This is a genomic window from Streptomyces sp. NPDC006314 (assembly GCF_040613075.1).
GTDB lineage: Bacteria > Actinomycetota > Actinomycetes > Streptomycetales > Streptomycetaceae > Streptomyces.
In genome coordinates, this window is record NZ_JBEXRL010000007.1 from 50,586 (window position 1) to 74,789 (window position 24,204).

Consider the following 24,204-nt stretch of genomic DNA (forward strand, 5'->3'; position numbering starts at 1 on the left):
GGCCGCCGGCGCGGACGCTGTGCGCCACGGCCTTCACCAGCGGTGTTCGACCTGCGCCCTGATCCGGCGGTCGTACAGATCCTGGATCGCGGCGGACGTCTCCTTCGGCAGCGGCGGCAGCTTGGCCGCGGCCGCGTTCGCGCGGGCCTGCTCCGTGGTGCGCGCACCGGGGATCACCGTGGTCACGCCGTCCTGCTCAATGATCCAGCGCAGCGCCAGCTGGGCGGGTGTGCAGCCCTCCGGGGCGAGCGCGGCGAACTCGGCGGCCGCCTCGACACCGGTCTCGTAGTCGACACCGGAGAAGGTCTCGCCCTGGTCGAAGGCCTCGCCGTGCCGGTTGAAGGTGCGGTGGTCGTTGGCCGCGAACACCGTGTCCTTCGTGTACTTGCCGGACAGCAGGCCGGAGGCGAGGGGTACGCGCGCGATGATGCCGACGCCGGCCTCGCGGGCGGCGGGCAGCACCTCGCGCAGGGGCTTCATCCGGAACGGATTGAGGATGATCTGCACGCTGGCCACGTGCGGACGGGCGATCGCGGTCAGCGCCTCCGCACAGGTCTCCACGCTGACCCCGTACGCCGCGACGCGCTCCTCCTCGACCAGGGTGTCCAGGGCGTCGAACACCTCGTCCGAGGAGTAGACCGGGGTGGGCGGGCAGTGCAGCTGGACCAGGTCGATGCGGTCGACGCCGAGGTTGCGGCGTGAGCGGTCGTTCCAGGCGCGGAAGTTGTCCAGGACGTAGTTCTCCGGGATCTGCTCGACCCGGCGCCCCATCTTGGTGGCCACCAGCACATGCAGATCGGGCCGGCCGCGCAGGAACGAGGCGATGGTCTCCTCGCTGCGCCCGTCGCCGTACACATCGGCCGTGTCGAAGAAGGTGACCCCCGACTCGGCCGCCACCTCCAGGACGGACAGGGCCTCCTTGTCGTCCACGTCGCCCCAGTCGGCGCCCAGCTGCCATGTGCCGAGGCCGACCACCGATGCCCACTGACCCGACCTGCCGATTACGCGTTCGTCCATGGCGTCAGTGTGTCATCCGGTGCCGCGTCCCGCGGAGCGGACCGCTCCGGTCGGCGACCTGTGCGTTTCCCACCCACGCGGGTGACACGGTCCGACGGGAGGCAGAGGGACGTCGGCGACCCCAACCGCCTGCTCGCGGCCTTCCGCACGTCCGCCGAAGCCCTGCTGACCGGGCCCGGCGAGGGGCGGTGACAGCCCCGGGCGTCAACCGTGTTTGCACGAGCGGCCCGTACCGGTCGGCTATGACGTCGCCGTCCGGCTCCCGAAGGTGCGGGCCGCGCGCGATGCCGTACACGCGAAGGCGATCCGCGCAACGGGTCGGCGCCCCGCTCATGCTGGGCGGGCAGGAGGTGCCCGGACCAGTCCCGGCCGAGCTCGGGCAGCGGAGTGTCCAGCAGGGCGTCCGCGTCCGTGCCGCACGAAGTCGAGCAGGACGGCGGGGTACCGGCCCGCGGGCCCTCCTTGGGCACGGGCGGCCTTCACCGCACCCACCCCTGACAGGCACTGACGTGCTCGATCGGCGCCGTTGGGCAGTACGGCAGGACCGCCCGATCGCGTCAGTTTGGCGCGGTGAGCCGTGCCACAGGGCGGGCGGCGCGCGAGAAAGATCATCGCGATCACGGCCGGCATCGCAAGGAATCTCCCGTTCCGTACTGGATCGAGCCACCGTCACAGCAAGATCATCTTTGTTCAATGCTGTACGGCATGTGACTAATTGTCCGGATCGTAGCCAACCGGTTCCGGAGGATTTCTTCCGTTCCCAGGCCCCCGGATAGGCATGCGTCGTCACCACCGCAACGATCTCCAGGAGGACCCGCATGCCCGGCATCACCCGGCGCCGCGCGCTCACCGCGGCAGCCGCCCTCGCCGCCACGACAGGAGCCGCCACCGTAGCCGCCTCCCATGCCTCGGCCCTCACCTCCCGCCCCTCGGCCGCCCGCCACGACCACACCGCGCCGGAGACCTTCGACGAGGTCTACAAGGGCCGCCGGATACAGGGCCGTCCGGCCGGCGGAGGCGGTCACCACCACGAACACGGCGGTGGCTACGCGGTGTTCGTGGACGGGGTGCAGCTGCATGTGATGCGGAACGCCGACGGCAGCTGGATCAGCGTCGTCAGCCACTACGACCCGGTACCCACCCCGCGCGCCGCCGCCCGTGCCGCGGTGGACGAGCTGCAGGGCGCACCGCTGCTGCCGTTCCCCGCCAACTGACCACCCGAGCAAGGATCACGGAGCACCGCGCACCATGACCGTACGCAAGAACCAGGCCGCCCTCACCGCCGGAGAGAAGAAGCGGTTCACCGACGCCCTCATCGAGCTCAAGCGCAGCGGACGCTACGACGAGTTCGTCCGCACGCACAACGCCTTCATCATGTCGGACACCGACAGCGGCGAGCGGGTCGGCCACCGCTCTCCGTCCTTCCTTCCGTGGCACCGCAGATTCCTGCTCGACTTCGAGCAGGCGCTGCAGGCGGTGGACTCCTCGGTGGCGCTGCCGTACTGGGACTGGAGCACCGACCGCACGGTCCGCGCCTCGCTGTGGGCGCCGGACTTCCTCGGCGGCACCGGGCGCAGCACGGACGGCCGGGTGATGGACGGCCCGTTCGCCGCGTCGACCGGCAACTGGCCGATCAACGTACGGGTGGACGGCCGTACCTTCCTGCGCCGCTCCCTCGGCACCAGCGTGCGCGAACTGCCCACGCCGGCCGAGGTGGAGTCGGTGCTGGCGATGGCCACGTACGACATGGCTCCGTACAACAGCGCCTCGGACGGCTTCCGCAACCATCTGGAGGGCTGGCGCGGGGTCAATCTGCACAACCGGGTCCACGTCTGGGTCGGCGGGCAGATGGCCACCGGGGTCTCCCCCAACGACCCGGTGTTCTGGATGCACCACGCCTACATCGACAAGCTGTGGGCCGAGTGGCAGCGGCGGCACCCGGACGCCGGGTACGCGCCCGCGGCCGGCACACCGGACGTCATCGACCTGAACGAGACGATGAAGCCGTGGAACAACGTGCGTCCGGCGGAGCTGCTGGACCACACCCCGCACTACACGTTCGACGTCTGATCAGGCCTCGGCGGTACGGCACTCCGGGTGGCCCCAGCCCTGCGCGTTCTTCGCGATGGACTCGCCGGCCGCGTAGGAGCGGCCGCATGGGCAGCGGCCGGGGAACTTCGCCTTGATGGTGCGGGAGGACGCTCCGCCGCCGGTGCGGCGGGGCGCCTTCTTGCGCGGGGCGGCCGCCTTCGGGGTGTCGGGCGACGGCGGCGGCTCCGGGGAGCCGAGCGCGCTGCCGGCCGCCTCCTGGACGGAGGCCGCCTGGCTGGCGGCGCGGTCGGCGAAGTCGTTCAGCGGGTCGCCGTCGACCTGGTGGGCCGGAACATAGCGGAACTCGACGGTCCGGCCGGCGAGGAGGCCGTCGATGCGGACCACCAGGTCCTGGTTGGCGACCGGCTTGCCGGCCGCCGTCTTCCAGCCGTTGCGCTTCCAGCCGGGCAGCCAGGTGGTGACCGCCTTCATCGCGTACTGGGAGTCCATCCGGATCTCCAGCGGCACATCCGGGTCGACGGCCGCCAACAGGCGTTCCAGGGCGGTCAGTTCGGCGACGTTGTTGGTGGCCCGGCCGAGGGGGCCCGACTCCCAGCGGCCCGGGGCCCGCTCGTCGTCGCCGGAGACCACCCACGCCCATCCGGCCGGTCCGGGGTTTCCCTTCGAAGCCCCGTCGCACGCGGCCACCACACGTTCACGCATGCGCACGATCATGCCATGGCCGCGCGGGCCGGCGTTCCGGGCACCGGTCAGACGTCCTTGACCTTGGGCATCTCGCCCTCGGTGGTGGTGATGTCGATCACCGAGAAGTTCGCGCCCTGCGGGTCGCTGAGCGCCGCGAACCGGCCGAAGGGGCTGCTCATGGGCCCGAAGCGGAGGATGCCGCCGAGCTTGGTGGCCCGGGCGACGGCCTCGTCGCAGTCGTCCACGGTGAAGTAGACGTTGATGTACGGGGGCACCTCGGGCGGGAAGTCGTCCGTCATCCGCATCCGGCCGAGGACCGTGTCCTCGCCGATGTCGAACAGGCGGAAGTCGACGGCGTGGTCCTCGATGTCCTTCATCCGGTAGGGGAAGACGGCGGAGAGGAAGCCGTCGGCCTTCTCCGGCTCGCGGGTGAAGACCTCGGCCCAGCAGTAGGCGCCCGGGGTCGCCATCGCCTCGAAGCCCTCGTGGGTGCCGGCCTGCCAGACCCCGAACACGGCTCCGCTGGGCTCGCGGGCCAGACACATGGTGCCGAAGTCGCCGACCCGCATCGGCTCCATGAGCACCTCGCCACCGTTCTCCCTGATCTTCGCCGCGGTGGCGGCGGCGTCCGGCGAGGAGAAGTAAAGGCACCACTGGGACTGGCTCTCCTGGCCGGGCATGGGGGGGACGACGGCGGCCACCGCCTTGCCGTCCACATAGGCCTGCGTGTAGTTGCCGTACTCCGACGACGTCTCGCCGAAGGTCCAGCCGAGGACGTCGCCGTAGAACCTCTTCGCTCCCTCGACGTCGCTGAACATCGCATCGGCCCAACAGGGCGTTCCTTCGGGTTGCACGGCCATGCTCGCGGCCCTCCTGATGTGGTATGCCCCGATTGCGGAGCTGGTGTCCCGATTGCCCACGCTAGCCATCCCCCGGTCGGCACGCGCGTCGAACCGGTCGGGCCGTGTGGCGTCGGGAATCCGGTCGACAGCCGGGGCCCCGGCCCGGTGGGATGGCCTTGATGAGTGTTGTGAAGATGCACGAGGACGAGATCGACATCGACGCGCCGCTGGTCCGCCGCCTGATCACCCGGCAGTTCCCTCGATGGGCGGCCCTGCCGGTGCGGCGCCTTCGGTCCTCCGGTACGGAGAACGCCATGTTCCGGCTGGGTACCGACCTGGTGGTGCGGCTCCCGCGGCATCCCGGCGCCGTCGGCGACGTGGCCCACGAGCAGCGCTGGCTGCCACGGCTGGGCCCGCTGCTGCCGGTCGCCACGCCCGAGCCGGCCGGGGTCGGCGCCCCGGAGGGGAACTTCCCCTGGCCCTGGTCCGTGTACCGGTGGCTGGACGGGCGGAACCCGGTCCCCGGCGCCGTCACAAATGCGGAGCGGCTCGCCGAGGACCTCGGGGCGTTCGTGGCGGCGCTGCGCCGGGTCGACCCGCACGACGGTCCGCCCGCCCACCGGGGCGTGCCGCTCGCCACCCGGGACGAGCCGACCCGCGCCGCGCTCGTACAGCTCACCGGCCGGATCGACACGGCAGCCGTGTCGGCCCTGTGGGTCGAGGCCCTGCGTGCGCCCGGGCACACCGGTCCGCCGGCCTGGGCGCACGCGGACCTGTCCCCCGGGAACATGCTGGTCGACGCGGGACGGCTGAGCGCGGTCATCGACTTCGGCTGCGCCGGGGTGGGTGATCCGGCCGTGGACCTCATCGTGGCCTGGAACCTGCTGCCCGCGACCGCCCGCAGCGCCTTTCGCAAGGCCGTCGGCGCCGACGACGCCGAGTGGGCGCGCGGGCGGGGCTGGGCGCTGTCGATCTCGCTGATCCAGCTGCCCTACTACCGGCGCACCAACCCGGCGCTGGCGGAGAACTCCCGGCACGTGATCGCCGAGATCCTCGCCGAGGCCGGGTAGCGGCCCGGCCGGCCGAGGTCCCTACTCCTCCCCCGCGTACGCCTTCTCCAGCGCGGCGACGTCGAGCTTGCCCATGCCCATCATGGCCCGGGTGGCACGCGCGGCCTTCTCCGGGTCCGGGTCGCCGATCATGTCGATCAGCCGGTCGTAGACGACCTGCCAGGAGACGCCGTACTTGTCCTTGAGCCAGCCGCAGGGGCCGCCCTCACCGCCGTTCTCGGTGAGTTTGGTCCAGTAGTGGTCGATCTCCTGCTGGTCGGCGCAGAAGATCTGGAAGGAGATCGCCTCGTTGAACTTGAACTCTGGGCCACCGTTCAGCGCGACGAACTTCTGGCCGTTGGCCGTGAACTCGACGACCAGCACGGAACCGGCCGGGCCCGGGCCGGCCTCGGTGTAGCGGCCGACGCGGCCGATGCGGGAGTTCTCGAAGATCGACACGTAGTGGTCGGCGGCCTCCTCGGCCTGGCCGTCGAACCAGAGACACGTGGTGAATCCGTCGGTGGTCATGAGCACCTCCTGGGCGTGCAACGCGGTCATCCGTACCGACCGGTCCTCGGCGCGAAACTCATCGGCCGGACCGGTGAGACATCCGGTCGGGTGAGTGAGGGACCCGCACAGCATCCGGATCACGCAGGGCGGAGCGGACCGAGAGACTCGTGCGCTGGACCCGACCGCGGTGGGCACTTCGCGGCCATGGAGGAGCCGGATCTGCTGGCCGGCGACGTCCGGGCGTTCTTCCGGCAGGTGCGGCAGAAGTGACCCGGCTGCCGGGTCAGGCGGCCAGGCAGAGGCCGTTGTGGGGGCGGTGCGGTGCGGCGGCCGTCCGGGAGCGTGTGATCGTCCGGGAGTGCGTGATCGACCGGCGGGTCAGCTCGCCGTGCGCCAGCGACAGCAGGTCGCCCAGCCCCAGGCCGAGCGCGTGGGCGGCGGCCGCGAGGACCTCGGAGGAGGCCTCCTTGCGGCCGCGTTCGATCTCGGACAGATAGGGCAGCGAGATCCGGGCCGCGTCGGCCACATCCTTGAGCGTGCGGTCCTGCGTCTGACGCTCGCGGCGCAGCACCTCACCCACCAGGTCGCGCCACAGGGGCTCCTTGGCCCGGGGCTCGGTCCCGTCCGGGCGGGCGGGTGCCGGTCGCAGGGGAATCACTCGGGCTTCTTTGCTCACCTGGTTCCTCATCCCCGTCAGCCTAGGAGCCGTGACCCGCAGGGCAAGGGCGCGGTATTGCGCCCTGAGGGAAACCGCGGGACGTCTCGGCGCAGCGGCGGCTGTTTCACGCCAGGTCCGAGCGGGGAGTGCATGCGAAGCGTCACCGGGGGTACCCGCGGGGTGAGCCGCTCCGCGGATACGCATGAACCCCGGGGATCCGGGGTATCCGGCGGGACACGCACTTCGGGCAGGGATCGGATACGCAGAGGCCGCAGAGGCAGACGTCGAACCGTGACTTTCGTGGGAGAGGTAATGAAGACCGCCGGGATCCGGTCGAAGGCAGAAGTCGCCGTGAGGACCGAGCAGGACGGGACGGGCGAGGGATCACTGCCTGGCATCGCGGACCCGACCTCCGTCGCCCCGCGCGACGCACGGGAGCTGTCCCGCCAGTTCTTCCGCCGGCTGGCCGAGCTGGAGGAGGGCACGCACGAGTACCAGTACGCGCGCAACACCCTCATCGAGATGAACATGTCGCTGGTGCGGTTCGCGGCGGGTCGATTCCGGGGCCGCGGCGACGACATGGAGGACATCGTCCAGACCGGCATGGTCGGCCTGATCAAGGCCATCGACCGGTTCGAGGTGTCGCGAGAGGTCGAGTTCACCTCCTTCGCGTTGCCGTACATCGTCGGCGAGATCAAGCGCTTCTTCCGGGACACCACGTGGGCGGTGCACGTGCCGCGCCGGCTCCAGGAGCAGCGGGTGGAGCTGGCCAAGGCACGCGAGGAGCTGTCCAGCCGGCTGGACCGGGACCCGACGGTCGCCGAACTGGCCACGCTGATGAACATCTCCGAGGACGAGGTGGTCGAGGCGCAGCTCGCCGCCAACGGCTACAACTCCGCCTCCCTGGACGCCGCGCTCACCGGTGACGGCCCCGACAACGGCGAGGCCGTGCTCGCCGACTTCATCGGCGTGGAGGAGGAGGGGCTGACGCTCGTCGAGGACTTCCACGCGCTCGCCCCACTGATGGCGGAACTCAGCGACCGCGACCGGCGGATCATCCACATGCGGTTCGTCGAGGAGGCCACCCAGGCGGAGATCGGGGAACGGCTCGGCTGCTCCCAGATGCATGTCTCCCGGCTCATCAAGCGGATCATCACGCGGCTACGCCAGGGCATGCTCGGCGAACTCGGCTGCGCCTGACGGGGAAGCCCGGGGCGGGCCTTGGCCCGCCCTCGTCCAGGCGCTCGGAAGGACGGCGTGGCGGGTGGGTCAGCGCCCCAGCATGAAGCGGGCACGCACGCGCTTGCCGACGGGTATCCGCTCCACGGTGACCGACGAGGCCAGGGCGTGCACGATCTCCAGACCATGCCGTCCGACTCGTTCGGGGTCCTTGGGGTAGCGGCGCGGGACGGCGGGGCTGCTGTCGTACACGGACACCGTGACGGAGCTGCCGGTGCCCTCCAGTTCCAGGATGTACGGGCCGTTGCTGTGCCGGTCGGCGTTGGTCACCAGCTCGCTCACCATGAGGAGCAGCTCGCCATCGGTACGGCTGTCGGCGACGGCGCACCACTCGGTCCTGAGCTGCTCCAGGAACTGGGCCGCGAAGGCGCGCGCCTCCGCGATGCATCCGGGTTCGCCGGTGTAGTGCGCCGCACGCCGCAGCGGCTCCACGGGTACGTCGAAACCAGTCGGTATCGCCGCCCCGCTCAGGTGTTCGGTCATGCTGTCTCTCTCGGAAAGCCCGCTCCGGCCTGTCGATGTTGCACCAGTCCTCGTACCCCGTGCCGGGCCCGGCAGTCCACCGGATGCGTTCGCCGAGCGCGCACAGTGGCGAGGCTCACGCGCCGGACCAGGGGACGTGAGACCGCTCACACGCTGGGCGAGCCCGTCTCCGGCTGCTCCGGGACCGTGGTGGTCCCCGCCGACCGGTCGGCGGTCTGCGACGTGACCTCGCCGGGCGAGGACTCCGGCAGTGAGTTCACCGAGGACGGTGCCGTGGGAGTGGGCGTCTCGGTCGCCGGGGAACCGGAGGACGGCTCCGGCGGCCTGGACGAGGGCGGCTCCGGGGACGGCTCCGAGGAGGTTCCGGAAGACGGCGGCGTCGACTCCGGCGACTTCGACTCAGGCGACTTCGACTCGGGTGTCTTCGGCTCGGGCGACTTCGGCTCGGGCGACTTCGACTCCGGCGACTTCGACTCCGGCGACTTCGACTCCGGCGATTTCGACTCCGGCGCCTTCGACTTCGATTCGGGTGTCTTCGACTCGGGCGACTTCGACTTCGACTCCGGCGACTTCGACTCAGAGGACGAGGATGCGGACGGCGAGGAGGAGTCGGACTTGGACGAGGACGGGCTCGACTTGCTCGGCGCCGGCCGGCAGGGCTTCGGCGAGGAGCCCGGTGTCCCGGTCGCGCCCGGGGAGGGCGGGCACGGCGGCGGGTTCCAGGGGTGCGGAAGCACCGGCGGCTCCGCGAGCCGGTCGCGACGGCAGTCGTGGTCGCCGCGGTGCCGGCGGATCCAGTCGTCGTGGCGGGTGTCGTAGAGCACGAAGAAGGTGACGGGCTTCGGTGCGGGGGTCACCACGACCACGTTCGAGGGCCGGAACGACGACCAGCGGTGGCCCGTCACCTTGGGGGTGGTCCGCTGGGCGACCGGCGGGGTCAGCGGGTTGCCGCAGGCGCACCGCACCCGGGGCACGCCGCGTCCGTCGACCAGGACGGCGGTGCCCGCCTGGAGGACGGACTGGTAGCTGGTTGCGGCGCCGTCGCGGTAGCCGTGGTTGGTGACACGGGTGTCGACGCGCAGCTGGACGGGGGTGAGCGAGCGCAGGTGGGCGGGGACGCCGGACGGCTGGACACCGGCCACGGAGGCGAAGGACCGGTTCCTGGCCGGGTCGGCCCCCAGGGCCTTGATCTGCTTCTCCACGTCACAGGCGGCGACCTTCTGTGTGCCGCCGTACAGGCCGGGCGCCCCGCCCTCCACTCCGCGCACCTCGTTGGCCGCTCCGGTGGAGGGCACGTCGGAGGCGGACGGCTCCGGCGGGGCGGAACTCTGCTCGGCGCTCGACCCCGTGTACGGGTCCGGGCCCGCGCTGTTGGCGGACTGGAGGAAGACCTCGCCTCCCTTGGCGGAGGAACCGCCGCCGCCCGAACGGGTGAAGACCAGTGCCAGGACCACGGCGACGACCACGACCGCGGTGAGGGTGGCCACACGCGGCACGGACTTCCACCACGGCCCGTGCGGCCCCTTGGGCCCCGTGCCGCCGACCGGCGGCTGCGAGGGCGGCGGTCCGGAAGGCGGCCGGTTCGAGCCCGACAGGGGCCCGGAGGGCGGCCCTGTGGGGCGGCCGGGGGACGGAGGGTCGACGCTCACGAGCACTTCTTCCCGTCGCGATCGTCGCGATACGCGGCTTTCGCGGCTTCTCTCAGCCAAATGCCATGTGCTGCATTTGGCTGCATATTGAGCCCATTGTGTGTCGCACTCCGGTGAGGCTCGCAAGCCGACGCGGATGGCTCACCCGGCGCGCGCGGTGCCCGGAGGCTGCCTAGCGTGGCAGGAGTGAGTCCACCCACCGTCTCCGAGCGGCCCGTCGCCCGTCACGGCTGGGCGCAGGCCGTGGCCGCAGTGCTGACCGGGCTGGCCGTCATGGTGCTGGTTGCGGCGCCGGGGCTGTGGGCGGCCGGGGCGGCGGATCTGCCGGACGGCGCGTTCCCGAGGGTGGTGACCGCGACCCTGGTGACGGCGGTCGGGGGCAGCGTGGAACTCGCCGGTGACGCGGGCGTCATCGCGCAGACCGGTGCCGGCCTCACGGTGCTGCCGCTCTCGGTGACGCTCGCCGGTGCCCTGGCGATCGGCTCGGGCTTTCTGCGCCCGTTGCGGCACCGGGCCGTCGCCTCGGCCGGGGAACTGGCCGGCTGGGCCGCGCGGATCGCGGTGCTGTGGCTGCTGGTGCTGATCGGGCTGGCCCTCGGGGCCCGGCAGACCTTCGCCGTCGACCTCGGCAACGGCACCCTCAGCGACCTGACCGGCCTGTTCGACGCCGTGCCGAAGGTCGGGTTCACCACGGACGTGCCGCTGACGGTGCTGTTCGGTCTGCTGTGGCTGGCCGGGGTGCTGGCGCTGGCGCTGCTGGTCGCCCGCGGGGCTCCGCTGCCTGGACGGCTGCTGCGCTTCCAGGAGACGGTGCGCCCGGCGGCGCACGCGATGGTGGTCCTGCTCCTCGCCTCCGTCGTGGTCGGCCTCGTCACCGCGCTGATCGCGGCGGTCACCCACGGACACGCTCCCGCCTCCCTCGCGCTGATCCTGCTCGGCCTGCCCAACTTCGCCTGGCTGGGCCTGACCCTCGGCCTCGGGGCGACCTGGGACGGGCGGGTGGACGGTCCGTTCGGACTGCCGATGCCCCACGTCCTGGACGCGATCCTGCGCACCCCGGGCGTCTCCGTGCTGAACCTGCGCTCCCTCACGGACCACGACGACCGGATGTGGTGGATGGTGGTCGTGGACGCGGTTCTGCTGCTCGGTGTCGCCTTCCGGATGGCGGCCCGCTCACCGGCCCGGGTCCGCCTGTGGCAGCACGCCGTGCACCTGGCCGTCGCGCTGGCGCTGACGGTGCTGATGATCTGCCTGGTGGGGCGGATCTCGACGCACTACGGACTGTCCCTGCTCGGCATCGGCGACCTGGGCGGCGGACTGTCCGGAGAGCTGTTCCTCAAGCCCCGGCTGTGGCAGGCGGTCGGACTGGGCGCGCTGTGGGGACTGGTGGCCGGTTTTCTGGGCGGCCTGCTGGCCCGGCCGGTGCACCGCAGGGGCGAGGCCGGCGGATCCTAGGGCCGGAACACGGGCTCGGCCCAGGTCGGGGGCGGGAGCGCCGGGGGCACCGCGTGGTCCCGCCCGGTCTCCGTCCGGCCGTCGCCGGGCGCGGCCGTGGCGGGTGGGGTCGACGGGGGTGCGCGCAGGGCGGCGACGAAGCCGAGGCAGGTGTCGTAGCGGGCGTCCGGGCTCTTGGCGAGGGCCTTGGCGAAGACGGTGTCGAGGGCGGGGGGAAGGCCGGGCCGCGCCGCGCTCGGCGGGGGCGGCTCGTCGTACTGGTGCGCCCACAGCAGCGCCATGTCGTCCTCGCGCTGGAAGGGCGGGCGGCCGGTGAGGACCTCGTAGACGACGCAGGCGAGGCCGTAGACGTCGCAGCGGCCGTCGACCGGGCGCCCCGAGATCTGCTCGGGGGCCACGTAGTCGAGGGTGCCGACGAACTGGCCGACGCTGGTGAAGCCGGTCAGGGACAGCGACTTCTTGGTGAGCCCGAAGTCGGTGAGGTACACGTGCTCGGGGTGGTCGCTGTCGGTGCCCTCGGCGACCAGGATGTTGCCGGGTTTGACGTCCCGGTGGACCAGCCCGTGCGCGTGGGCGGCGTCCAGGGCGGAGGCCACCTGGGCGGTGATCCGTACGGTGTCCGGCAGCGGCAGCGGTCCGCGCACGTCGAGGAGGTGACGCAGGTCGCTGCCTGAGACGTACCGCATCGCGATGTAGAGCACCCCGTCCGTCTCGCCGGCCTCGAAGACGGGCACGATGTGCGGGTGGTCGATGGCGGCGGCCACCTGGGACTCGTGGGTGAAGCGCTTGCGGAAGGTGTCGTTGCGGGCCAGTTCCGGCGCGAGCAGCTTGAGGGCCACCGTGCGGTCCAGGCGCAGGTCGCGGGCGCGGTAGACGACGGCCATGCCGCCTCGCCCGACCTCGCTCTCGATCAGGTAGTTCGCTACCCGGCGGCCGATCAGTTCCGAGGGCCGCCCGGAGAAGAGGCCGGCCTCGCGCGCCATCAGCGCTCACCCTCGGGCGCGACCAGTCGCGTCGGGGCGTGCCCGGAATCGTCCGCTCCGGTGACCGCCCGGTCGGTGGCGTAGGGGCTCAGCCGCCGTCCGTCGCCGTACATCCACCGACCCTGCTGCGCGTCGTAGATCCACATGGACTCCCCGTCGACCACGATCCCGATCCGCAGTCCCTCGGTGCGGTCGTGGAAGTCCTCGCCGTCCAGGCCGCCGGCCGCGAGTTCCGCCACCGCGGACCGGTAGTCGGCCAGAGCCTGTTCGGCGCGGGCCAGCAGGGGCCGCGGATCGGCGGTGCCGTCGGGGCCGTCGGCGGCGGGCGGGTCCTCGGGCACCGCGAGCAGGAGGCGGCCGTCGACCCAGGCCGCCCAGCCGTTGGCGCACAGGATGTGCCCCCAGTCACCGCGCCGTTCCACGAGCTGGACCGGCAGCAGCGGGTCGAGGGGCACGGTGGGCCGGGTGGGGTCCGGGGCCTCCCAGGCGGGCATGCCGCGCGGCGGGACGACGTGTGTGGGCCGGAATCCGGGGCTGGGCACCTTTGCCATCGGGCCGCCTACTTCCGCATCACGGCCGGCTCGCGCCGGCGCAGCAGCCGGGCGACCGCGAACCCGTAGAGGGCGGACAGCACCAGCAGCATGACCAGGTCGAACAGCCAGACGCCCGCCGAGTGCCGGAACAGCGGGTCGGCGGTCAGCTCACCGGGCACGATCCGGGACAGTCCCACCGTGCCGGCCAGGGCGCCGAGGGCCCAGCGGGAGGGCACGAGCCAGGACAGCTGCTGAAGGCCGGTCACGCCGTCGAGTGGGAGTAGGGCTCCGCAGAAGACGACCTGGACGATGGCGAGCAGCACCAGCAGGGGCATCGTCACCTCTTCCTTGCGCACCAGCGCGGAGACCAGCAGGCCGAGCATCATGGCAGTGAACGCCAGCAGGGCGACTGCCAGGATGATCTCGGCGAGCGGCGGCAGCAGGACACCCCTGCCACCGGGGGCGTTGAGGTCGACGCCGAGGAGGGCGACCAGGGTGAGGACGACGGCCTGGGCGACCGTGACCGTGCCGAGCACCACCACCTTGGACATCAGATAGGCGGATCTGGACAGGCCGACGGCGCGTTCGCGCTGGTAGACGACGCGTTCCTTGACGAGTTCGCGGACCGCGTTGGCGGCGCCGGTCAGTACGGCGCCGACGCACAGGATGAGCAGTGCGTTCATCGCGGTTTCCCGGGTGAGTCCGCCGCCCGCCAGGGCCCGGGCCATGGCGCCCATCACGAACGGCAGGGCGATCATGATCAGGAGGAAGGTGCGGTCGGCGCTCAGAACGGCCGTGTAGCGGCGGACCAGGGTGCGGAGCTGGGCCCCGCGGCTGCGCGGGCGGGGCGGCGGCGACGGGACGACGGGGGCCGGGCCGGGATGGTGCGGCTGCGTGCTGGCCTGGGCGACGTAGTGCCGGTGGAAAGGGGACTCGCGGTACTCCCGGGCCCAGTCCCGCTCCCGGTCGCGGTCGAAGGCCTCGAAGGCCTCCGGCCACTGTTCGAAGCCGAAGAAGGCGAGGGTGTCGCCGGGCGGGCCGTAGTAGGCGACCGTGCCGCCCGGGGCCAGGACCAGGAGCCGGTCGCAGACGCCGAGGCTCAGGACGCTGTGCGTGACCACGATGACCGTGCGGCCGTCGTCGGCGAGGCCGCGCAGCATGTTCATCACCGACCGGTCCATGCCGGGGTCGAGGCCGGAGGTCGGCTCGTCCAGGAAGAGCAGCGAGGGTTTGGTGAGCAGCTCCAGGGCCACGCTGACCCGTTTGCGCTGGCCGCCGGAGAGGCTGTGCACGGGCTGCTCCGCTCGTTGTCCGAGGCCCAGTTCCCGGATCACCTCGTCCACCCGGGCGCGCCGCTCGGCTTTCCCGGTGTCCTCGGGAAACCGCAGCTCGGCGGCGTAGGTCAGGGCGGCGTGCACGGTGAGCTGGGGGTGCAGGATGTCGTCCTGCGGGACCAGGCCGATGCGCTGGCGCAGTTCGGCGTAGTCGCGGTACAGGTCGCGTCCGTCGTACAGGACGGTGCCGCGGTCGGCGGGCCGCTGCCCGGTCAGGGCGTTCAGCAGCGTGGACTTGCCGGCGCCGCTCGGTCCGACCACCGCGAGCAGGCACTTCTCCCCCACCGGGAAGGACACGTGGTCCAGGAGTAGTTTGCGCCCCCGGTCGACGGTGACGGTGAGGTCCTGCACGTCGAGGGAGACCTCGCCGGTGTCGACGTACTCCTGGAGTTCGTCGCCGACCAGGCAGAACGTGGAGTGCCCGATGCCGATGATGTCGCCCGGGCCGACGGGGGCGCGGGTAGTGGGCCGGCCGTTGAGGTAGGTGCCGTTGTGGCTGCCGAGGTCGACCATCTCGTACGTGCCGTCGGTGCGGGCGCTCAGTTCGGCGTGGTGCCGGGAGACGATCAGGTCGTCCACGACGAGGTCGTTGTCGGGGGCCCGGCCGATGCGGATGGTGCGGGCGGGCAGCGGGCGGACACTGGTGGGCCGGCGGAAGGTGCCCGTCAGCTCGGGCATCGACACCGCTGAGGGGCGGTCGGAGGCGGGCCGCGGGACACCGGTCAGGACGGCGCGTGGTCCGTCCGTGGGGTTGCCGAAGCGGACCTCGCTGCCGGGCCGGACCTCCCACCGCTCGATCCTGATCCCGTCGGCGTAGGTGCCGTTGGTGCTGTGCTGGTCCGCCAGGGTCCAGTGGTCGTGGGCACAGCGCAGGACGGCGTGGTGCCACGACACCCGGGCATCGTCGAGGACGATGTCGCTCAACGGGTCGCGCCCGACGTGGTAGTCGTGGCCGGGGCTCATCACCGTGGAGCCCGTTTCGGTCTCCAGGACGAGTTCGGGTGCCGTCGGGGCGACCGATCGCTCCGCCATGACCAAGATTGTACCGATTCGCTCACATGTGCGCCCCTCGTCGCCCGCGCCCGCCGCCCCGTCCGGCCTCGCGGCGTCCGCCCCGTTCGCCCGCCCGTCCGCCGCGCCGTTCGGCTCCACCCTCACCCGCTCTCGGCGCCGAGGGGGCGCGCGGACACGTGTCAGGCGACGGGCACGACGAGCGCCGGGAGGGTGCGCTGCATGCGCAGGGCGTCGACGGACTCGGCGAGCAGCTCGTACTCGGTGGTGTCGTCATTGGCCGCGATCCGCACCAGCCGCCCGCCCGCCAGCTCGTCGGCGACCAGCTCCTGCCGGACGTCGTCGGCGCACCAGCCGCGCAGCAGGGCGGGCACGTCGGCCACCGTGTCCGCGACCGGCACCAGCGCGCCCGCCGGGAAGGCGGCGTCCTCGGGACTCGGATCGAGCCGCTCGGCGATCCAGGAGGCCCGGTCCCGCAGCCACCACAGTGCCAGCGCCAGGGTCGGCGCACGATAGGTGCCGAGCGGTACGCCGATGCGCCTGCCGTCGCACATGCCGTACGCCGTGACATGGCACAGGAACTCGTCGTGCACCTCGCTCCCCCGTCGCCTCGGTGATGGCCGGCCAGGCCCGCTCCTTACGTGCGGCTCCTGTGCGGTGAAGTGCCCCTGGCGTTCGAGTATCGCCACTGCCGAAACAGAGTCACCATGACTTTCCGGCCAGTCTGCTGGCATATTCACCGCCCGTTCCGGCCGGAATACACCGGGCTGTACGGCACCCGGGCATGACGCCGGAGGTAATCGACCCGTCCCGCGCCGCTGGGGCATGGTGGTCACACCGGATCGGCGAACCCCGAATCCGGGTCCTGACGAGAAGACACGACCTCGATGGAGGCTGATTCGCCATGTCCGTGAACGCCAACCGTTACGAGAGCGCCGCCGCACGTTACTTCGAGGCCTGGAACGCCACCGAGCCGGCGGCCATCGAGAAGGCGGTCGCCGACGCGTGGACGGTGGACGGCGCCTACACCGACCCGCTCGCCGAGGTCCGCGGGCACGAGCAGATCGCGGCCGTGATCGCGGCCGTCCACGAGCAGTTCCCCGGCTTCGTGTTCCGTCCGCTGGGCGCGGTGGACGGGCATCACGACACCGCGCGCTTCGGCTGGGAGTTGGTGAACGAGGCCGACGGCTCGGCACCGGTGGCCGGGTTCGACGTGGTCACGCTGGACGAGGAAGGCGGCATCCGGCAGGTGCTGGGCTTCCTGGACCGGGTGCCGGCAGGTGCCTGACGCATGGCCGGCGATGAGTTCCGCCGCGTGCGGTGATCTGCCCCGGTGAACGTACCGAGGCCACCGCACGCATCGTGCCGACGGGTGATCGAGCGGGTGAAACAGTGGACACGGATGTCGCCGCGCCCCGCGGAGGACCCCGCAGAAGGTCGGGCCGCCGTCCGGGGGGGCGATCGGGGCGGAGGAGGGCGATCCGGTGTCCGGCCGCCTAACAGAGCGGCTCGGCCTACGGCCCTCCTCCCCCGGAACCGGGCTACGGCCGGACGATCGCGTCGATCCGTGCCAGTTCCTCGGCGTCGAAGTCGAGGTTGCGGATGGCACCGACACTGTCCTCGATCTGCTGCGCGCTGCTCGCACCGACCAGGGCGGAGGTGACCCGGCCGCCGCGCAGCACCCAGGCCAGGGCCAGCTGGGCCAGGGTCTGACCGCGGTGCTGGGCGATCTCGTCCAGGGCACGGAGGCGGCCGACGAGGTCCTCGGTGACCGCGTTCGTGTTCAGGAAGGGGCTGTCGCTCGCGGCGCGGGAGTCCTCCGGGATGCCGTCGAGGTAGCGGCCGGTGAGCAGGCCCTGCTCCAGCGGGGAGTACACGATGGAGCCGGTTTGGAGTTCGTCCAGGGCGTCGAGCAGGCCCTCGTCCTCGGGGCGCCGGTCGAGCATCGAGTAGCGCGGCTGGTGGATGAGGAGCGGGGTGCCGAGGTCGGCGAGGATGCGGGCGGCCTCGCGGGTCTGCTCGGCGGAGTAGTTGGAGACGCCGACGTACAGCGCCTTGCCCTGCTGCACCGCCGAGTGCAGCGCGCCCATCGTCTCCTCCAGCGGAGTCTCCGGGTCGGGGCGGTGCGAGTAGAAGATGTCGACGTAGTCCAGGCCCATCCGCGTGAGGCTCTGGTCGAGCGAGGACAGCAGGTACTTGCGTGAGCCCCATTCGCCGTACGGTCCCGGCCACATGAGGTAACCCGCCTTGGTGGAGATGACCAACTCGTCGCGGTACGGCGCGAAGTCGGCCGTCAGGGCCTGGCCGAGCGCGGACTCTGCGGCGCCGGGCGGCGGGCCGTAGTTGTTGGCGAGGTCGAAGTGGGTGATGCCGAGGTCGAAGGCGCGGCGCAGGATGGCGCGCTGGGTCTCGACGGGCCGGTCGGGCCCGAAGTTGTGCCACAGGCCGAGCGACAGCGCGGGAAGCTTCAGGCCGCTGCGTCCGGTGCGCCGGTAGGGCATGTCGGCGTATCGGTCGGGGTGTGCGGTGTACAACGCGACTCCAGAGGGGTTGGCACACGATCTACCGGTTCCACTCTTCACCGGGCTGCCGGCAGCGGTCCAACAGAAGAATCCGATGAAATTGTGCGGCTAGGCTTCTCAATCATGGAACTGCGCCATCTCCGGCACTTCGTCGCCGTCGCCGAGGACCAGCACTTCACCCGGGCCGCCGAACGCCTGATGGTGTCCCAGTCCGGCCTGTCGGCCTCCATCAGGTCGCTGGAGCGGGAGCTGCGGGCACCGCTGTTCGTACGCACCACCCGCCGGGTGACGCTCACCGAGGCGGGGCGCGCGCTGCTGGTGGAGGCCGAGCGGATCCTGGCCCAGGTGCGTTCGGCGCACGAGGCGGTGGCGGCGGTCCAGGGCGTGCTGCGTGGCACGCTGGCGCTGGGCACCGAGCAGTGCATCGCCGGGGTGCACGTGGCCCGGCTCCTGGGCGCGTTCCGGGGCCGGCATCCGGACGTGGAGATCCGGCTGCGTCAGGCGGGCTCGGGCGCGCTGGCCGAGGAGGTCGCGGCCGGGCGGCTCGACCTGGCCTTCGCCTACCGCACCCAGGCGGACACCGAGCAACTGCGCTCCGTGTCGCTGGCCGGCGAGCCGATGACCGTGCTGTGCCACCCCAGCCACCGCCTGGCCTCGGCCTCCGTCGTGCTGGCCCCGGACGACCTCACCGGCGAGGTCTTCGTCGACTTCCATCCGGACTGGGGTCCGCGCCGCGGCACCGACGCCGCCTTCGCCGCGGCCGGCGTCCGGCGCATGGTCGCACTGGAGGTCAACGACGTGCACAGCCTGCTGGACCTGGTCGACGAGAACCTCGGGATCGCGGTCGTGCCCCGGCACTTCCGGTACAAGCGGCCCTCGCTGACGGCGCTGCCACTGAAGGGAACGGGCGAAGCGGAGTACGAGACCGTCGCCCTGCTGCCACCGGAACGGGCCACCAGCCCCGCCGCCCGCGCGCTCGTCACGCTCCTCGAGACAGAAGCCCTGGCATCACTCACGGACGGGTTCCAGGCCTCCTGATCCGGCCGTCCGCCGCCGCGACCCATGACCGCCAGCCACGACGACGGCCGCGAGTACGCGCGAGGGCGGAACCCACACGGCGGACCGCGCTGGGGGGCGCGGCCGGTCCCACGGCGGCGGGCGTGCTCGCCGGAACGGCCGTACGCAGGCGGCGGCCCGGCCCTCCGGTGAGGCGACGAGCCGTCAACGCCGCGTCTTACGAAGGGGCGTTCGGGTCCCTCATCGAGGAACCGGCGGTCTCGCCGGTGAAGTCCTGCGCCGCGAGAATGACCGGGCCGGGAGCCGGTCGCGCGGGTGGACCCGCCGGGGGCGGGTGCCGCCGGGCTTCCGCGGAGGCTGGATCGCGGACGCAGGACCGCGCCCCATGCGCGATGGTGGATCCATGCACGCAAAGGACATTCTCATCGACGGCTACGGCCGCATCCAGGAAGAGGTCCATGCCGCCCTCGACGGCCTCGGACCGGACGAGCTGCATCACCGCCCGGCGCCCGACGCCAACTCCATCGCCTGGCTCGTCTGGCACCTCACCCGGGTGCAGGACGACCACATCGCCGACGCCTTCGGCCTCGACCAGGTGTGGCTGTCCCAGGACTGGGAGAAACGCCTCGGCCTCGGCCTGCCGCGCCACGACACCGGCTACGGGCACAGGCCCGCGAAGGTCGCCAAGGTGCGCGTCGAGTCGGCCGAGCTGCTGACCGGGTACTACGACGCCGTGCACGACCAGACGCTCGGTGCCCTGCGCGGGCTCGCCGCAAGGGATCTCGAGCGCATCGTCGACGAGCGCTGGGACCCCCCGGTCACGCTGGGCGTCCGCCTGGTGAGCGTCCTGTCCGACGACCTTCAGCACATCGGACAGGCCGCCTACCTGAGGGGGCTGCTTCAGAGCGCGGCCGCGTAACCCGGGAGCACCACGTCCTCGATGAGGGCCTTGCGCTCGTCGAACGGCATGAACGCGCTCTTGAGGGCGTTCACCGTGACCGTGCGCAGGTCCTCGACCGTCCAGCCCGCCTCCTCGACCAGCAGGGACATCTCCCGGGTCATCGTCGTACCCGACACCAGACGGTTGTCGGTGTTCAGGGTGACCCGGAAGCCGAGGTCCTTCAGCGCGGTGATCGGGTGCTCGGCGATCGAGGTGGCGCAGCCGGTCTGCAGGTTGGAGGTGGGGCACATCTCCAAGGCGATACGGCGGTCGCGCACCCAGGAGGCGAGGCGGCCGAGCTTGCCGTCCACGATGTCCTCGGTGATGCGCACACCGTGACCGATGCGCTGGGCGCCGCACACCTGCAGGGCCTGGTGGATGCTGGGCAGACCGTGCGCCTCACCGGCGTGGATGGTGAAGGGCACGCTCTCGCGGCGCAGGTGCTCGAAGGCGTCCAGGTGGTCGGCGGGCGGGAAGCCGTCCTCGGCCCCGGCGATGTCGAAGCCGACGACACCGGCGTCGCGGTAGGTGACGGCCAGGGCGGCGGCCTCGCGGACGCGGTCGAACATCCGCATGCCGCACAGCAGGGTGCCGACCCTGACCGGGGTACCGGCGGCTGCCGCCTTGGCCATACCGGTGGCGAGACCTTCCTGGACGGCCTCCACGACCTCGTTCAGCGTCAGCCCGCCGTTGACGTTCAGCTCGGGGGCGTAGCGCACCTCGGCGTAGACGACACCGTCGGCGGCGAGGTCGAGGACGTACTCCTCGGCGGTGCGCAGCAGGCCCTCGCGGGTCTGCATGACGGCGAGGGTGTGCTCGAAGGTGGCTATGTAGCGGACCAGGTCGCCGGAGTTGGCGGCCTCGAAGTACCAGGCGGCCAGCTCGTCGGGGTCGGTGGTGGGCAGCTTGTGGCCGACCGCGGCCGCGAGTTCGACGACGGTGGCGGGGCGCAGGCCGCCGTCGAGGTGGTCGTGGAGCACGGCCTTGGGGAGCCGGCGGAGGGTCTCGGTGTCGATGCGGTTCGCGGTCATGGCAGGGCTTTCCTCGGCAGGTGGTTCAGGGGTGGTCAGGCGGCGGGCTGGAGCAGGTCCCAGCGGTTGCCGTACAGGTCCCGGAAGACGGCGACGGTGCCGTACGGCTCGTGGCGCGGCTTCTCCAGGAAGGTCACGCCGGCTGCGGTCATCCGGGCGTGGTCGCGGGCGAAGTCGTCGGTGTGCAGGAAGAACCCGACGCGTCCGCCCGTCTGGTCGCCGACGCGGCTCCGCTGGTCCTCGTCCTTGGCGCGGGCCAGCAGCAGGCCGGTGGCGGTCGCGTCGCCGCCGGGTTGCACGACGACCCAGCGGGAGCCGTCGGGGCGCGGGGCGTCCTCGGCCAGACGGAATCCGAGGGCCTCGGTGTAGAAGCGGATGGCCTCGTCGTAGTCGTCCACGACAAGGGTGACCAGGGCGACGCGTCGCATCGGTACCTTCCGGTGGGGGTGGTTAGCCGGTGAGGTTATACGTAAAACTTCGTGGGCGCCAGTCACTGTTCTACGCGCGTCGCCTGGGGCCGGGGCGGCCTCCCGTCAGGGCCTGTCGTCTGCCCTGGGCGACCCCGATGCGGTGGTGGACGCCGACCGTCCCGGTGACCGAGGCGACAGAAGAGACGGTGGTGCGGGCGATGAGGAGATCGGTGATCGCCCGGCCGCCGCGGGGCACCCGAGGGGTGTCCAGGAGAGTGAGGACGCCTGCGGCACGAACCCGCCGGTCGCCCCGGCGGCGAAGTAGGGGCGGTCGGAGCGGGCGGCCTGGCCGGCGAGGGCCACGCGGGCGATCGGAGCGGGCGGCCTGGCCGGCGAGGGCCACGCGGGCGGTCAGGCGGCGGTCGCCGGCCGAGGCCGCGGCGGCCTCGTCGGCGGCGCGGGGCATCGACGCGCGGACCGGGCGCAGTGCGGGGTGGCCGTGGCGGCGAGTTCTGCGGCGGCGAGTTCTGCGGCGGCGAGGACGTAGTGGTGGCCGCCTTCGTTGTGCGCCCGCTCGTGCGCGAAGAACGCCTCGCGCTCCGGGCCGTCCAGGCTGTGGAGCATCGCGGTGGTGACGACGATGCGGTGCGGGCGGCCGGGCAGGGCGTGGGCGTCGGGGCGGGGCGGGTCCACCACGCACAGGTCACCGGCGGCAGATGCGCCCCGGCCTCCGTACGGGCCGCCCGGAAGGCGCGGCTCTGGTGCAGCACCGAGCGGACGAGGGTTCAGCAGCCCACGGCCAGGACGCCGGCCGAGGTGGCGGCGGCCGGGACGGCGAAGACGTCGGAGGCGGTGCGCAGCGGGTGGATCGGCTCGCCGTGCGTGGCGAAGAGCGGCGGCTCCAGCAGCCCGATGAGGACAAAGGCCCCGAGGGCGGCCACCGCCCAGCCGGCGAGGACGACGGCGCAGACGGTGACGGCCCACAGCGCGGCGACCGGGGCCAGCCGGTCCAGAGTCCGGCGGGCCAGGGCCGGCAGGGCGAACGGCAGCAGCGGGGGCAGCAGAAGCAGGACGGTCATCGATCGCCGGATGCGAGCAGATCCCGCAGGACGCGTTCGTCGTCGGGGCTGAGCTGGGCGACGAAACGCGCCAGGACGGTCTCGCGGTCGCTGTCCCGGTCCAGTTCGCTGTGCATCCGGCGGGCGGTGAGGCCGTGGACGTCCGGGACGTCCCGGACGGGGAGATAGACGTATCCGCGGCCCTGGCGCCGCCGGTCGACGACTCCCTTGTCATGCAGGCGCGTGAGGATCGTCGTCACCGTGGTGCGGGCGAGGTCCGCACCGAGGCTCTGCCGGACCTGTCCGGGAGTCCGGGGCGCGCCGGCGGCCCAGAGTGCGGCCAGGACGCTCGCTTCGAGTTCACCGGCCGGGCGACGTTCATCCTTGGCATCGGTCATGGGAACGTTTCTCACCCCGTCTTCGTCTTGCGGTCCTGAAGACCGTCTACACAATCGTAGTCAGCCGAATGCCGTCCTGCGGTCCTGCACCCGCACACGCATGAGGCGAGGGAGCCCGCCGACGAGGACCGAACGGCTGTGACTTCAGCAGCGCGGCCACTGCGGTCGTACGGCGTGCGGCGCCGAGGCCGCGCCGGGGACGCACCAGGGCCGCGGACCCAGGCCGCAGGCGGGAGGTGCGGCACGGCGGGGACCGGTGACGTCGCCGGGCGTGAAGATCACCGAACCGGCCCGCACCGCCGGGCAGCGCAGGCCCGACGTACTGGCCCCGTCCGCAGCAGGAGATCGGCATCTGGGTGGCCACCGTGGACGCGGACGGGCTGCCGTGTCTCGTCTCGCTGTGGTCCGTATGGGACGGCGAGTCGATCTGACCGTCCATCCGCGGCGCCAACCCCACGGGCCGCCATCCGCGTGACGGCGCCCGGACCCGGCTGACCCGGGATGTCGTGCTCGTCGACGGGGAGGTGCGGGCCTTCGGCGCCGGGGACGTGCCGGTGGCGGCCGCCGACGCGTTCGCGGCCAGGACCGGCTGGGATCCGCGCGCGGACGGCCCGCCGTACTCCTCTTTCCAGGTGCGGTGCGTTCTGTGTACCGACATAACTCGTCGAAGCAGGTCATGGCACGCTTAACCTGTGGGTAGAAGACTTGACTCACTGGCCGTTGGCATGCGTCAGGGGTTCATGGTCGACTCGCGTCGGCCACTCGCCGCTCGGCAGGTAGTTTTGCGCGGAAACTATGAACGCCTGCTTCTTGGACGCCGCCGTCGCCCAGCGGACGCACCGGCCGCACTGGCGTCGATCAGCGTCACCGATCACCTCGGATACGAGAAGCACGACGCCGAGGGCCGGGGCAGCGGCAACTCCCGCAACGGTACGCGGGCGAAGACGGTCATACCGGGACGGGAGGCGGACACCAGGTGAGGTACGGGGACGGGCGTGGACCATTTCCGGGCGTAGTAGACGGAGTGCTTGAGCGCGGAGGCGATGACGGGGCCGAAGGACGCCTGGTTCGCTGCCCCTGATCTTGCTGTCGGGCGAAAGCGGCATCCTCAGGACACAAGCGGTCCCCAGTGATATCGGAACCGCCGCACATCTGGCAACACTGTGCAGCCGGGCGGCCCTGTCAGGGCTTCAAGGTCATCCCATGCCCCCGTTATGCCCCGCAATGGGGTTCCCGGTCTCCGGGTTCGGCATGGCTTCCGCCCCTTGTCGATCATGGCCGAAAAAGTGGTGTCACCGGGCAGGGGCATGACCGCTTGCCGCGCTCGTC

The 24,204-nt window shown here is 72.0% G+C and carries 24 protein-coding genes and 2 pseudogenes; 9 read left to right on the forward strand and 17 right to left on the reverse strand.

What is annotated here, in order from left to right; translation table 11 throughout:
- Positions 1 to 33 precede the first annotated feature (33 nt).
- Positions 34 to 1,017: an aldo/keto reductase gene (locus ABZ079_RS14770; protein WP_356939811.1), complete on the reverse strand. Its 984-nt coding sequence runs from the start codon at positions 1,015 to 1,017 to the stop codon at positions 34 to 36.
- A gap of 818 nt (positions 1,018 to 1,835) precedes the next feature.
- Here ABZ079_RS14770 and ABZ079_RS14775 point away from each other — a divergent pair.
- Together ABZ079_RS14775 and ABZ079_RS14780 are read left to right on the forward strand one after the other, a co-directional pair.
- A complete protein-coding gene (locus ABZ079_RS14775; RefSeq protein ID WP_356939812.1) occupies positions 1,836 to 2,231 on the forward strand; it encodes a tyrosinase cofactor in 396 nt (131 codons plus the stop codon).
- Positions 2,232 to 2,265: 34 nt separating this feature from the next.
- Complete coding sequence (locus tag ABZ079_RS14780; protein ID WP_356939813.1) at positions 2,266 to 3,087, forward strand: tyrosinase family protein; 822 nt, start codon at positions 2,266 to 2,268, stop codon at positions 3,085 to 3,087.
- Here the strand turns inward: ABZ079_RS14780 and ABZ079_RS14785 are convergent, their stop codons facing one another.
- Both ABZ079_RS14785 and ABZ079_RS14790 read right to left on the reverse strand, forming a co-directional pair.
- Positions 3,088 to 3,783, reverse strand: a complete 696-nt coding sequence (locus ABZ079_RS14785) for a ribonuclease H (RefSeq protein WP_356939814.1) — start codon at positions 3,781 to 3,783, stop codon at positions 3,088 to 3,090.
- A 35-nt stretch (positions 3,784 to 3,818) separates the two neighbouring features.
- Positions 3,819 to 4,613 carry a VOC family protein gene (locus tag ABZ079_RS14790; protein ID WP_356939815.1) on the reverse strand — a complete coding sequence of 265 codons (795 nt, stop codon included), beginning with the start codon at positions 4,611 to 4,613 and terminating at the stop codon, positions 3,819 to 3,821.
- A 161-nt stretch (positions 4,614 to 4,774) separates the two neighbouring features.
- Here ABZ079_RS14790 and ABZ079_RS14795 point away from each other — a divergent pair, with 161 nt between their 5' ends.
- Entirely contained in the window at positions 4,775 to 5,665 is an 891-nt protein-coding gene (locus ABZ079_RS14795; RefSeq protein ID WP_356939816.1) for an aminoglycoside phosphotransferase family protein, read from the forward strand.
- Positions 5,666 to 5,686: 21 nt separating this feature from the next.
- Here the strand turns inward: ABZ079_RS14795 and ABZ079_RS14800 are convergent, their stop codons facing one another.
- Complete coding sequence (locus ABZ079_RS14800) at positions 5,687 to 6,172, reverse strand: VOC family protein (protein WP_356939817.1); 486 nt, start codon at positions 6,170 to 6,172, stop codon at positions 5,687 to 5,689.
- Positions 6,173 to 6,297: 125 nt separating this feature from the next.
- Between ABZ079_RS14800 and ABZ079_RS14805 the strand changes: the two are divergent.
- Positions 6,298 to 6,424: pseudogene (locus ABZ079_RS14805) on the forward strand (epoxide hydrolase); the annotation flags it as partial.
- Between the two features lie 13 nt (positions 6,425 to 6,437).
- Here ABZ079_RS14805 and ABZ079_RS14810 read toward each other — a convergent pair.
- Complete coding sequence (locus ABZ079_RS14810; protein WP_356939818.1) at positions 6,438 to 6,842, reverse strand: helix-turn-helix transcriptional regulator; 405 nt, start codon at positions 6,840 to 6,842, stop codon at positions 6,438 to 6,440.
- A gap of 282 nt (positions 6,843 to 7,124) precedes the next feature.
- Between ABZ079_RS14810 and ABZ079_RS14815 the strand changes: the two genes are divergently transcribed.
- Positions 7,125 to 8,012 (forward strand): RNA polymerase sigma factor SigF, encoded by an 888-nt coding sequence (locus ABZ079_RS14815; RefSeq protein WP_356939819.1) that lies wholly within the window; start codon positions 7,125 to 7,127, stop codon positions 8,010 to 8,012.
- A 69-nt stretch (positions 8,013 to 8,081) separates the two neighbouring features.
- Here ABZ079_RS14815 and ABZ079_RS14820 read toward each other — a convergent pair whose 3' ends face one another.
- Positions 8,082 to 8,534, reverse strand: a complete 453-nt coding sequence (locus ABZ079_RS14820) for an ATP-binding protein (protein WP_356939820.1) — start codon at positions 8,532 to 8,534, stop codon at positions 8,082 to 8,084.
- A 551-nt stretch (positions 8,535 to 9,085) separates the two neighbouring features.
- Positions 9,086 to 10,183 (reverse strand): annotated as a pseudogene (locus ABZ079_RS14825) (DUF6777 domain-containing protein); the annotation flags it as partial.
- 186 nt (positions 10,184 to 10,369) lie between these two features.
- On the opposite strand from ABZ079_RS14825, the gene ABZ079_RS14830 reads away from it, so the two are divergent.
- On the forward strand, positions 10,370 to 11,638 hold the full coding sequence (locus ABZ079_RS14830) for a streptophobe family protein (protein WP_356939821.1): 1,269 nt from the start codon (positions 10,370 to 10,372) through the stop codon (positions 11,636 to 11,638).
- On the opposite strand, the gene ABZ079_RS14835 is transcribed toward ABZ079_RS14830, so the two are convergent.
- The 4 genes from ABZ079_RS14835 to ABZ079_RS14850 all read right to left on the reverse strand — a co-directional run bounded on the left by ABZ079_RS14835 (position 11,635) and on the right by ABZ079_RS14850 (position 16,092).
- Positions 11,635 to 12,621, reverse strand: a complete 987-nt coding sequence (locus tag ABZ079_RS14835) for a serine/threonine-protein kinase (protein WP_356939822.1) — start codon at positions 12,619 to 12,621, stop codon at positions 11,635 to 11,637. The two genes, ABZ079_RS14830 and ABZ079_RS14835, sit on opposite strands and share 4 nt — an antisense overlap.
- Positions 12,621 to 13,163, reverse strand: a complete 543-nt coding sequence (locus tag ABZ079_RS14840) for a hypothetical protein (protein WP_356940073.1) — start codon at positions 13,161 to 13,163, stop codon at positions 12,621 to 12,623. Before ABZ079_RS14840 ends, ABZ079_RS14835 begins: the two co-directional genes overlap by 1 nt.
- Before the next feature lie 17 nt (positions 13,164 to 13,180).
- A complete protein-coding gene (locus ABZ079_RS14845; RefSeq protein ID WP_356939823.1) occupies positions 13,181 to 15,520 on the reverse strand; it encodes an FHA domain-containing protein in 2,340 nt (779 codons plus the stop codon).
- Between the two features lie 161 nt (positions 15,521 to 15,681).
- On the reverse strand, positions 15,682 to 16,092 hold the full coding sequence (locus tag ABZ079_RS14850) for a hypothetical protein (RefSeq protein ID WP_356939824.1): 411 nt from the start codon (positions 16,090 to 16,092) through the stop codon (positions 15,682 to 15,684).
- A 311-nt stretch (positions 16,093 to 16,403) separates the two neighbouring features.
- Here ABZ079_RS14850 and ABZ079_RS14855 point away from each other — a divergent pair, with 311 nt between their 5' ends.
- Complete coding sequence (locus ABZ079_RS14855) at positions 16,404 to 16,787, forward strand: nuclear transport factor 2 family protein (protein WP_356939825.1); 384 nt, start codon at positions 16,404 to 16,406, stop codon at positions 16,785 to 16,787.
- A gap of 253 nt (positions 16,788 to 17,040) precedes the next feature.
- Here ABZ079_RS14855 and mgrA read toward each other — a convergent pair whose 3' ends face one another.
- Positions 17,041 to 18,033, reverse strand: coding sequence for an L-glyceraldehyde 3-phosphate reductase (gene mgrA, locus ABZ079_RS14860; protein ID WP_356939826.1), 993 nt, complete (start codon positions 18,031 to 18,033; stop codon positions 17,041 to 17,043).
- A 111-nt stretch (positions 18,034 to 18,144) separates the two neighbouring features.
- Between mgrA and ABZ079_RS14865 the strand changes: the two genes are divergently transcribed.
- Both ABZ079_RS14865 and ABZ079_RS14870 read left to right on the forward strand, forming a co-directional pair.
- On the forward strand, positions 18,145 to 19,059 hold the full coding sequence (locus tag ABZ079_RS14865) for a LysR substrate-binding domain-containing protein (RefSeq protein ID WP_356939827.1): 915 nt from the start codon (positions 18,145 to 18,147) through the stop codon (positions 19,057 to 19,059).
- A 382-nt stretch (positions 19,060 to 19,441) separates the two neighbouring features.
- Positions 19,442 to 19,957, forward strand: coding sequence for a DinB family protein (locus tag ABZ079_RS14870; protein WP_356939828.1), 516 nt, complete (start codon positions 19,442 to 19,444; stop codon positions 19,955 to 19,957).
- On the opposite strand, the gene ABZ079_RS14875 is transcribed toward ABZ079_RS14870, so the two are convergent.
- From ABZ079_RS14875 to ABZ079_RS14895, 5 genes are all read right to left on the reverse strand, one after another.
- Complete coding sequence (locus ABZ079_RS14875) at positions 19,939 to 21,009, reverse strand: adenosine deaminase (RefSeq protein WP_356939829.1); 1,071 nt, start codon at positions 21,007 to 21,009, stop codon at positions 19,939 to 19,941. The two genes, ABZ079_RS14870 and ABZ079_RS14875, sit on opposite strands and share 19 nt — an antisense overlap.
- Before the next feature lie 35 nt (positions 21,010 to 21,044).
- On the reverse strand, positions 21,045 to 21,437 hold the full coding sequence (locus ABZ079_RS14880) for a VOC family protein (RefSeq protein WP_356939830.1): 393 nt from the start codon (positions 21,435 to 21,437) through the stop codon (positions 21,045 to 21,047).
- 393 nt (positions 21,438 to 21,830) lie between these two features.
- On the reverse strand, positions 21,831 to 22,115 hold the full coding sequence (locus ABZ079_RS14885) for a M48 family metalloprotease (RefSeq protein ID WP_356939831.1): 285 nt from the start codon (positions 22,113 to 22,115) through the stop codon (positions 21,831 to 21,833).
- 89 nt (positions 22,116 to 22,204) lie between these two features.
- Complete coding sequence (locus tag ABZ079_RS14890) at positions 22,205 to 22,498, reverse strand: hypothetical protein (protein ID WP_356939832.1); 294 nt, start codon at positions 22,496 to 22,498, stop codon at positions 22,205 to 22,207.
- Entirely contained in the window at positions 22,495 to 22,875 is a 381-nt protein-coding gene (locus ABZ079_RS14895; RefSeq protein ID WP_356939833.1) for a BlaI/MecI/CopY family transcriptional regulator, read from the reverse strand. Before ABZ079_RS14895 ends, ABZ079_RS14890 begins: the two co-directional genes overlap by 4 nt.
- Between the last annotated feature and the right edge of the window lie 1,329 nt (positions 22,876 to 24,204).

What these genes read in the sequence shown, in the direction of transcription:
- ABZ079_RS14875 (WP_356939829.1), bottom strand. Translation starts at nt 21,009, where the DNA reads ATGACCGCGAACCGCATCGACACCGAGACCCTCCGCCGGCTCCCCAAG.
- ABZ079_RS14865 (WP_356939827.1), top strand. Translation starts at nt 18,145, where the DNA reads ATGGAACTGCGCCATCTCCGGCACTTCGTCGCCGTCGCCGAGGACCAG.
- ABZ079_RS14880 (WP_356939830.1), bottom strand. Translation starts at nt 21,437, where the DNA reads ATGCGACGCGTCGCCCTGGTCACCCTTGTCGTGGACGACTACGACGAG.
- ABZ079_RS14810 (WP_356939818.1), bottom strand. Translation starts at nt 6,842, where the DNA reads ATGAGGAACCAGGTGAGCAAAGAAGCCCGAGTGATTCCCCTGCGACCG.
- ABZ079_RS14895 (WP_356939833.1), bottom strand. Translation starts at nt 22,875, where the DNA reads ATGACCGATGCCAAGGATGAACGTCGCCCGGCCGGTGAACTCGAAGCG.
- ABZ079_RS14820 (WP_356939820.1), bottom strand. Translation starts at nt 8,534, where the DNA reads ATGACCGAACACCTGAGCGGGGCGGCGATACCGACTGGTTTCGACGTA.
- ABZ079_RS14785 (WP_356939814.1), bottom strand. Translation starts at nt 3,783, where the DNA reads ATGATCGTGCGCATGCGTGAACGTGTGGTGGCCGCGTGCGACGGGGCT.
- ABZ079_RS14890 (WP_356939832.1), bottom strand. Translation starts at nt 22,498, where the DNA reads ATGACCGTCCTGCTTCTGCTGCCCCCGCTGCTGCCGTTCGCCCTGCCG.
- ABZ079_RS14795 (WP_356939816.1), top strand. Translation starts at nt 4,775, where the DNA reads ATGAGTGTTGTGAAGATGCACGAGGACGAGATCGACATCGACGCGCCG.
- ABZ079_RS14845 (WP_356939823.1), bottom strand. Translation starts at nt 15,520, where the DNA reads ATGGCGGAGCGATCGGTCGCCCCGACGGCACCCGAACTCGTCCTGGAG.
- ABZ079_RS14870 (WP_356939828.1), top strand. Translation starts at nt 19,442, where the DNA reads ATGCACGCAAAGGACATTCTCATCGACGGCTACGGCCGCATCCAGGAA.
- ABZ079_RS14780 (WP_356939813.1), top strand. Translation starts at nt 2,266, where the DNA reads ATGACCGTACGCAAGAACCAGGCCGCCCTCACCGCCGGAGAGAAGAAG.
- ABZ079_RS14855 (WP_356939825.1), top strand. Translation starts at nt 16,404, where the DNA reads ATGTCCGTGAACGCCAACCGTTACGAGAGCGCCGCCGCACGTTACTTC.
- ABZ079_RS14800 (WP_356939817.1), bottom strand. Translation starts at nt 6,172, where the DNA reads ATGACCACCGACGGATTCACCACGTGTCTCTGGTTCGACGGCCAGGCC.
- ABZ079_RS14815 (WP_356939819.1), top strand. Translation starts at nt 7,125, where the DNA reads ATGAAGACCGCCGGGATCCGGTCGAAGGCAGAAGTCGCCGTGAGGACC.
- ABZ079_RS14835 (WP_356939822.1), bottom strand. Translation starts at nt 12,621, where the DNA reads ATGGCGCGCGAGGCCGGCCTCTTCTCCGGGCGGCCCTCGGAACTGATC.
- ABZ079_RS14775 (WP_356939812.1), top strand. Translation starts at nt 1,836, where the DNA reads ATGCCCGGCATCACCCGGCGCCGCGCGCTCACCGCGGCAGCCGCCCTC.
- ABZ079_RS14770 (WP_356939811.1), bottom strand. Translation starts at nt 1,017, where the DNA reads ATGGACGAACGCGTAATCGGCAGGTCGGGTCAGTGGGCATCGGTGGTC.
- ABZ079_RS14790 (WP_356939815.1), bottom strand. Translation starts at nt 4,613, where the DNA reads ATGGCCGTGCAACCCGAAGGAACGCCCTGTTGGGCCGATGCGATGTTC.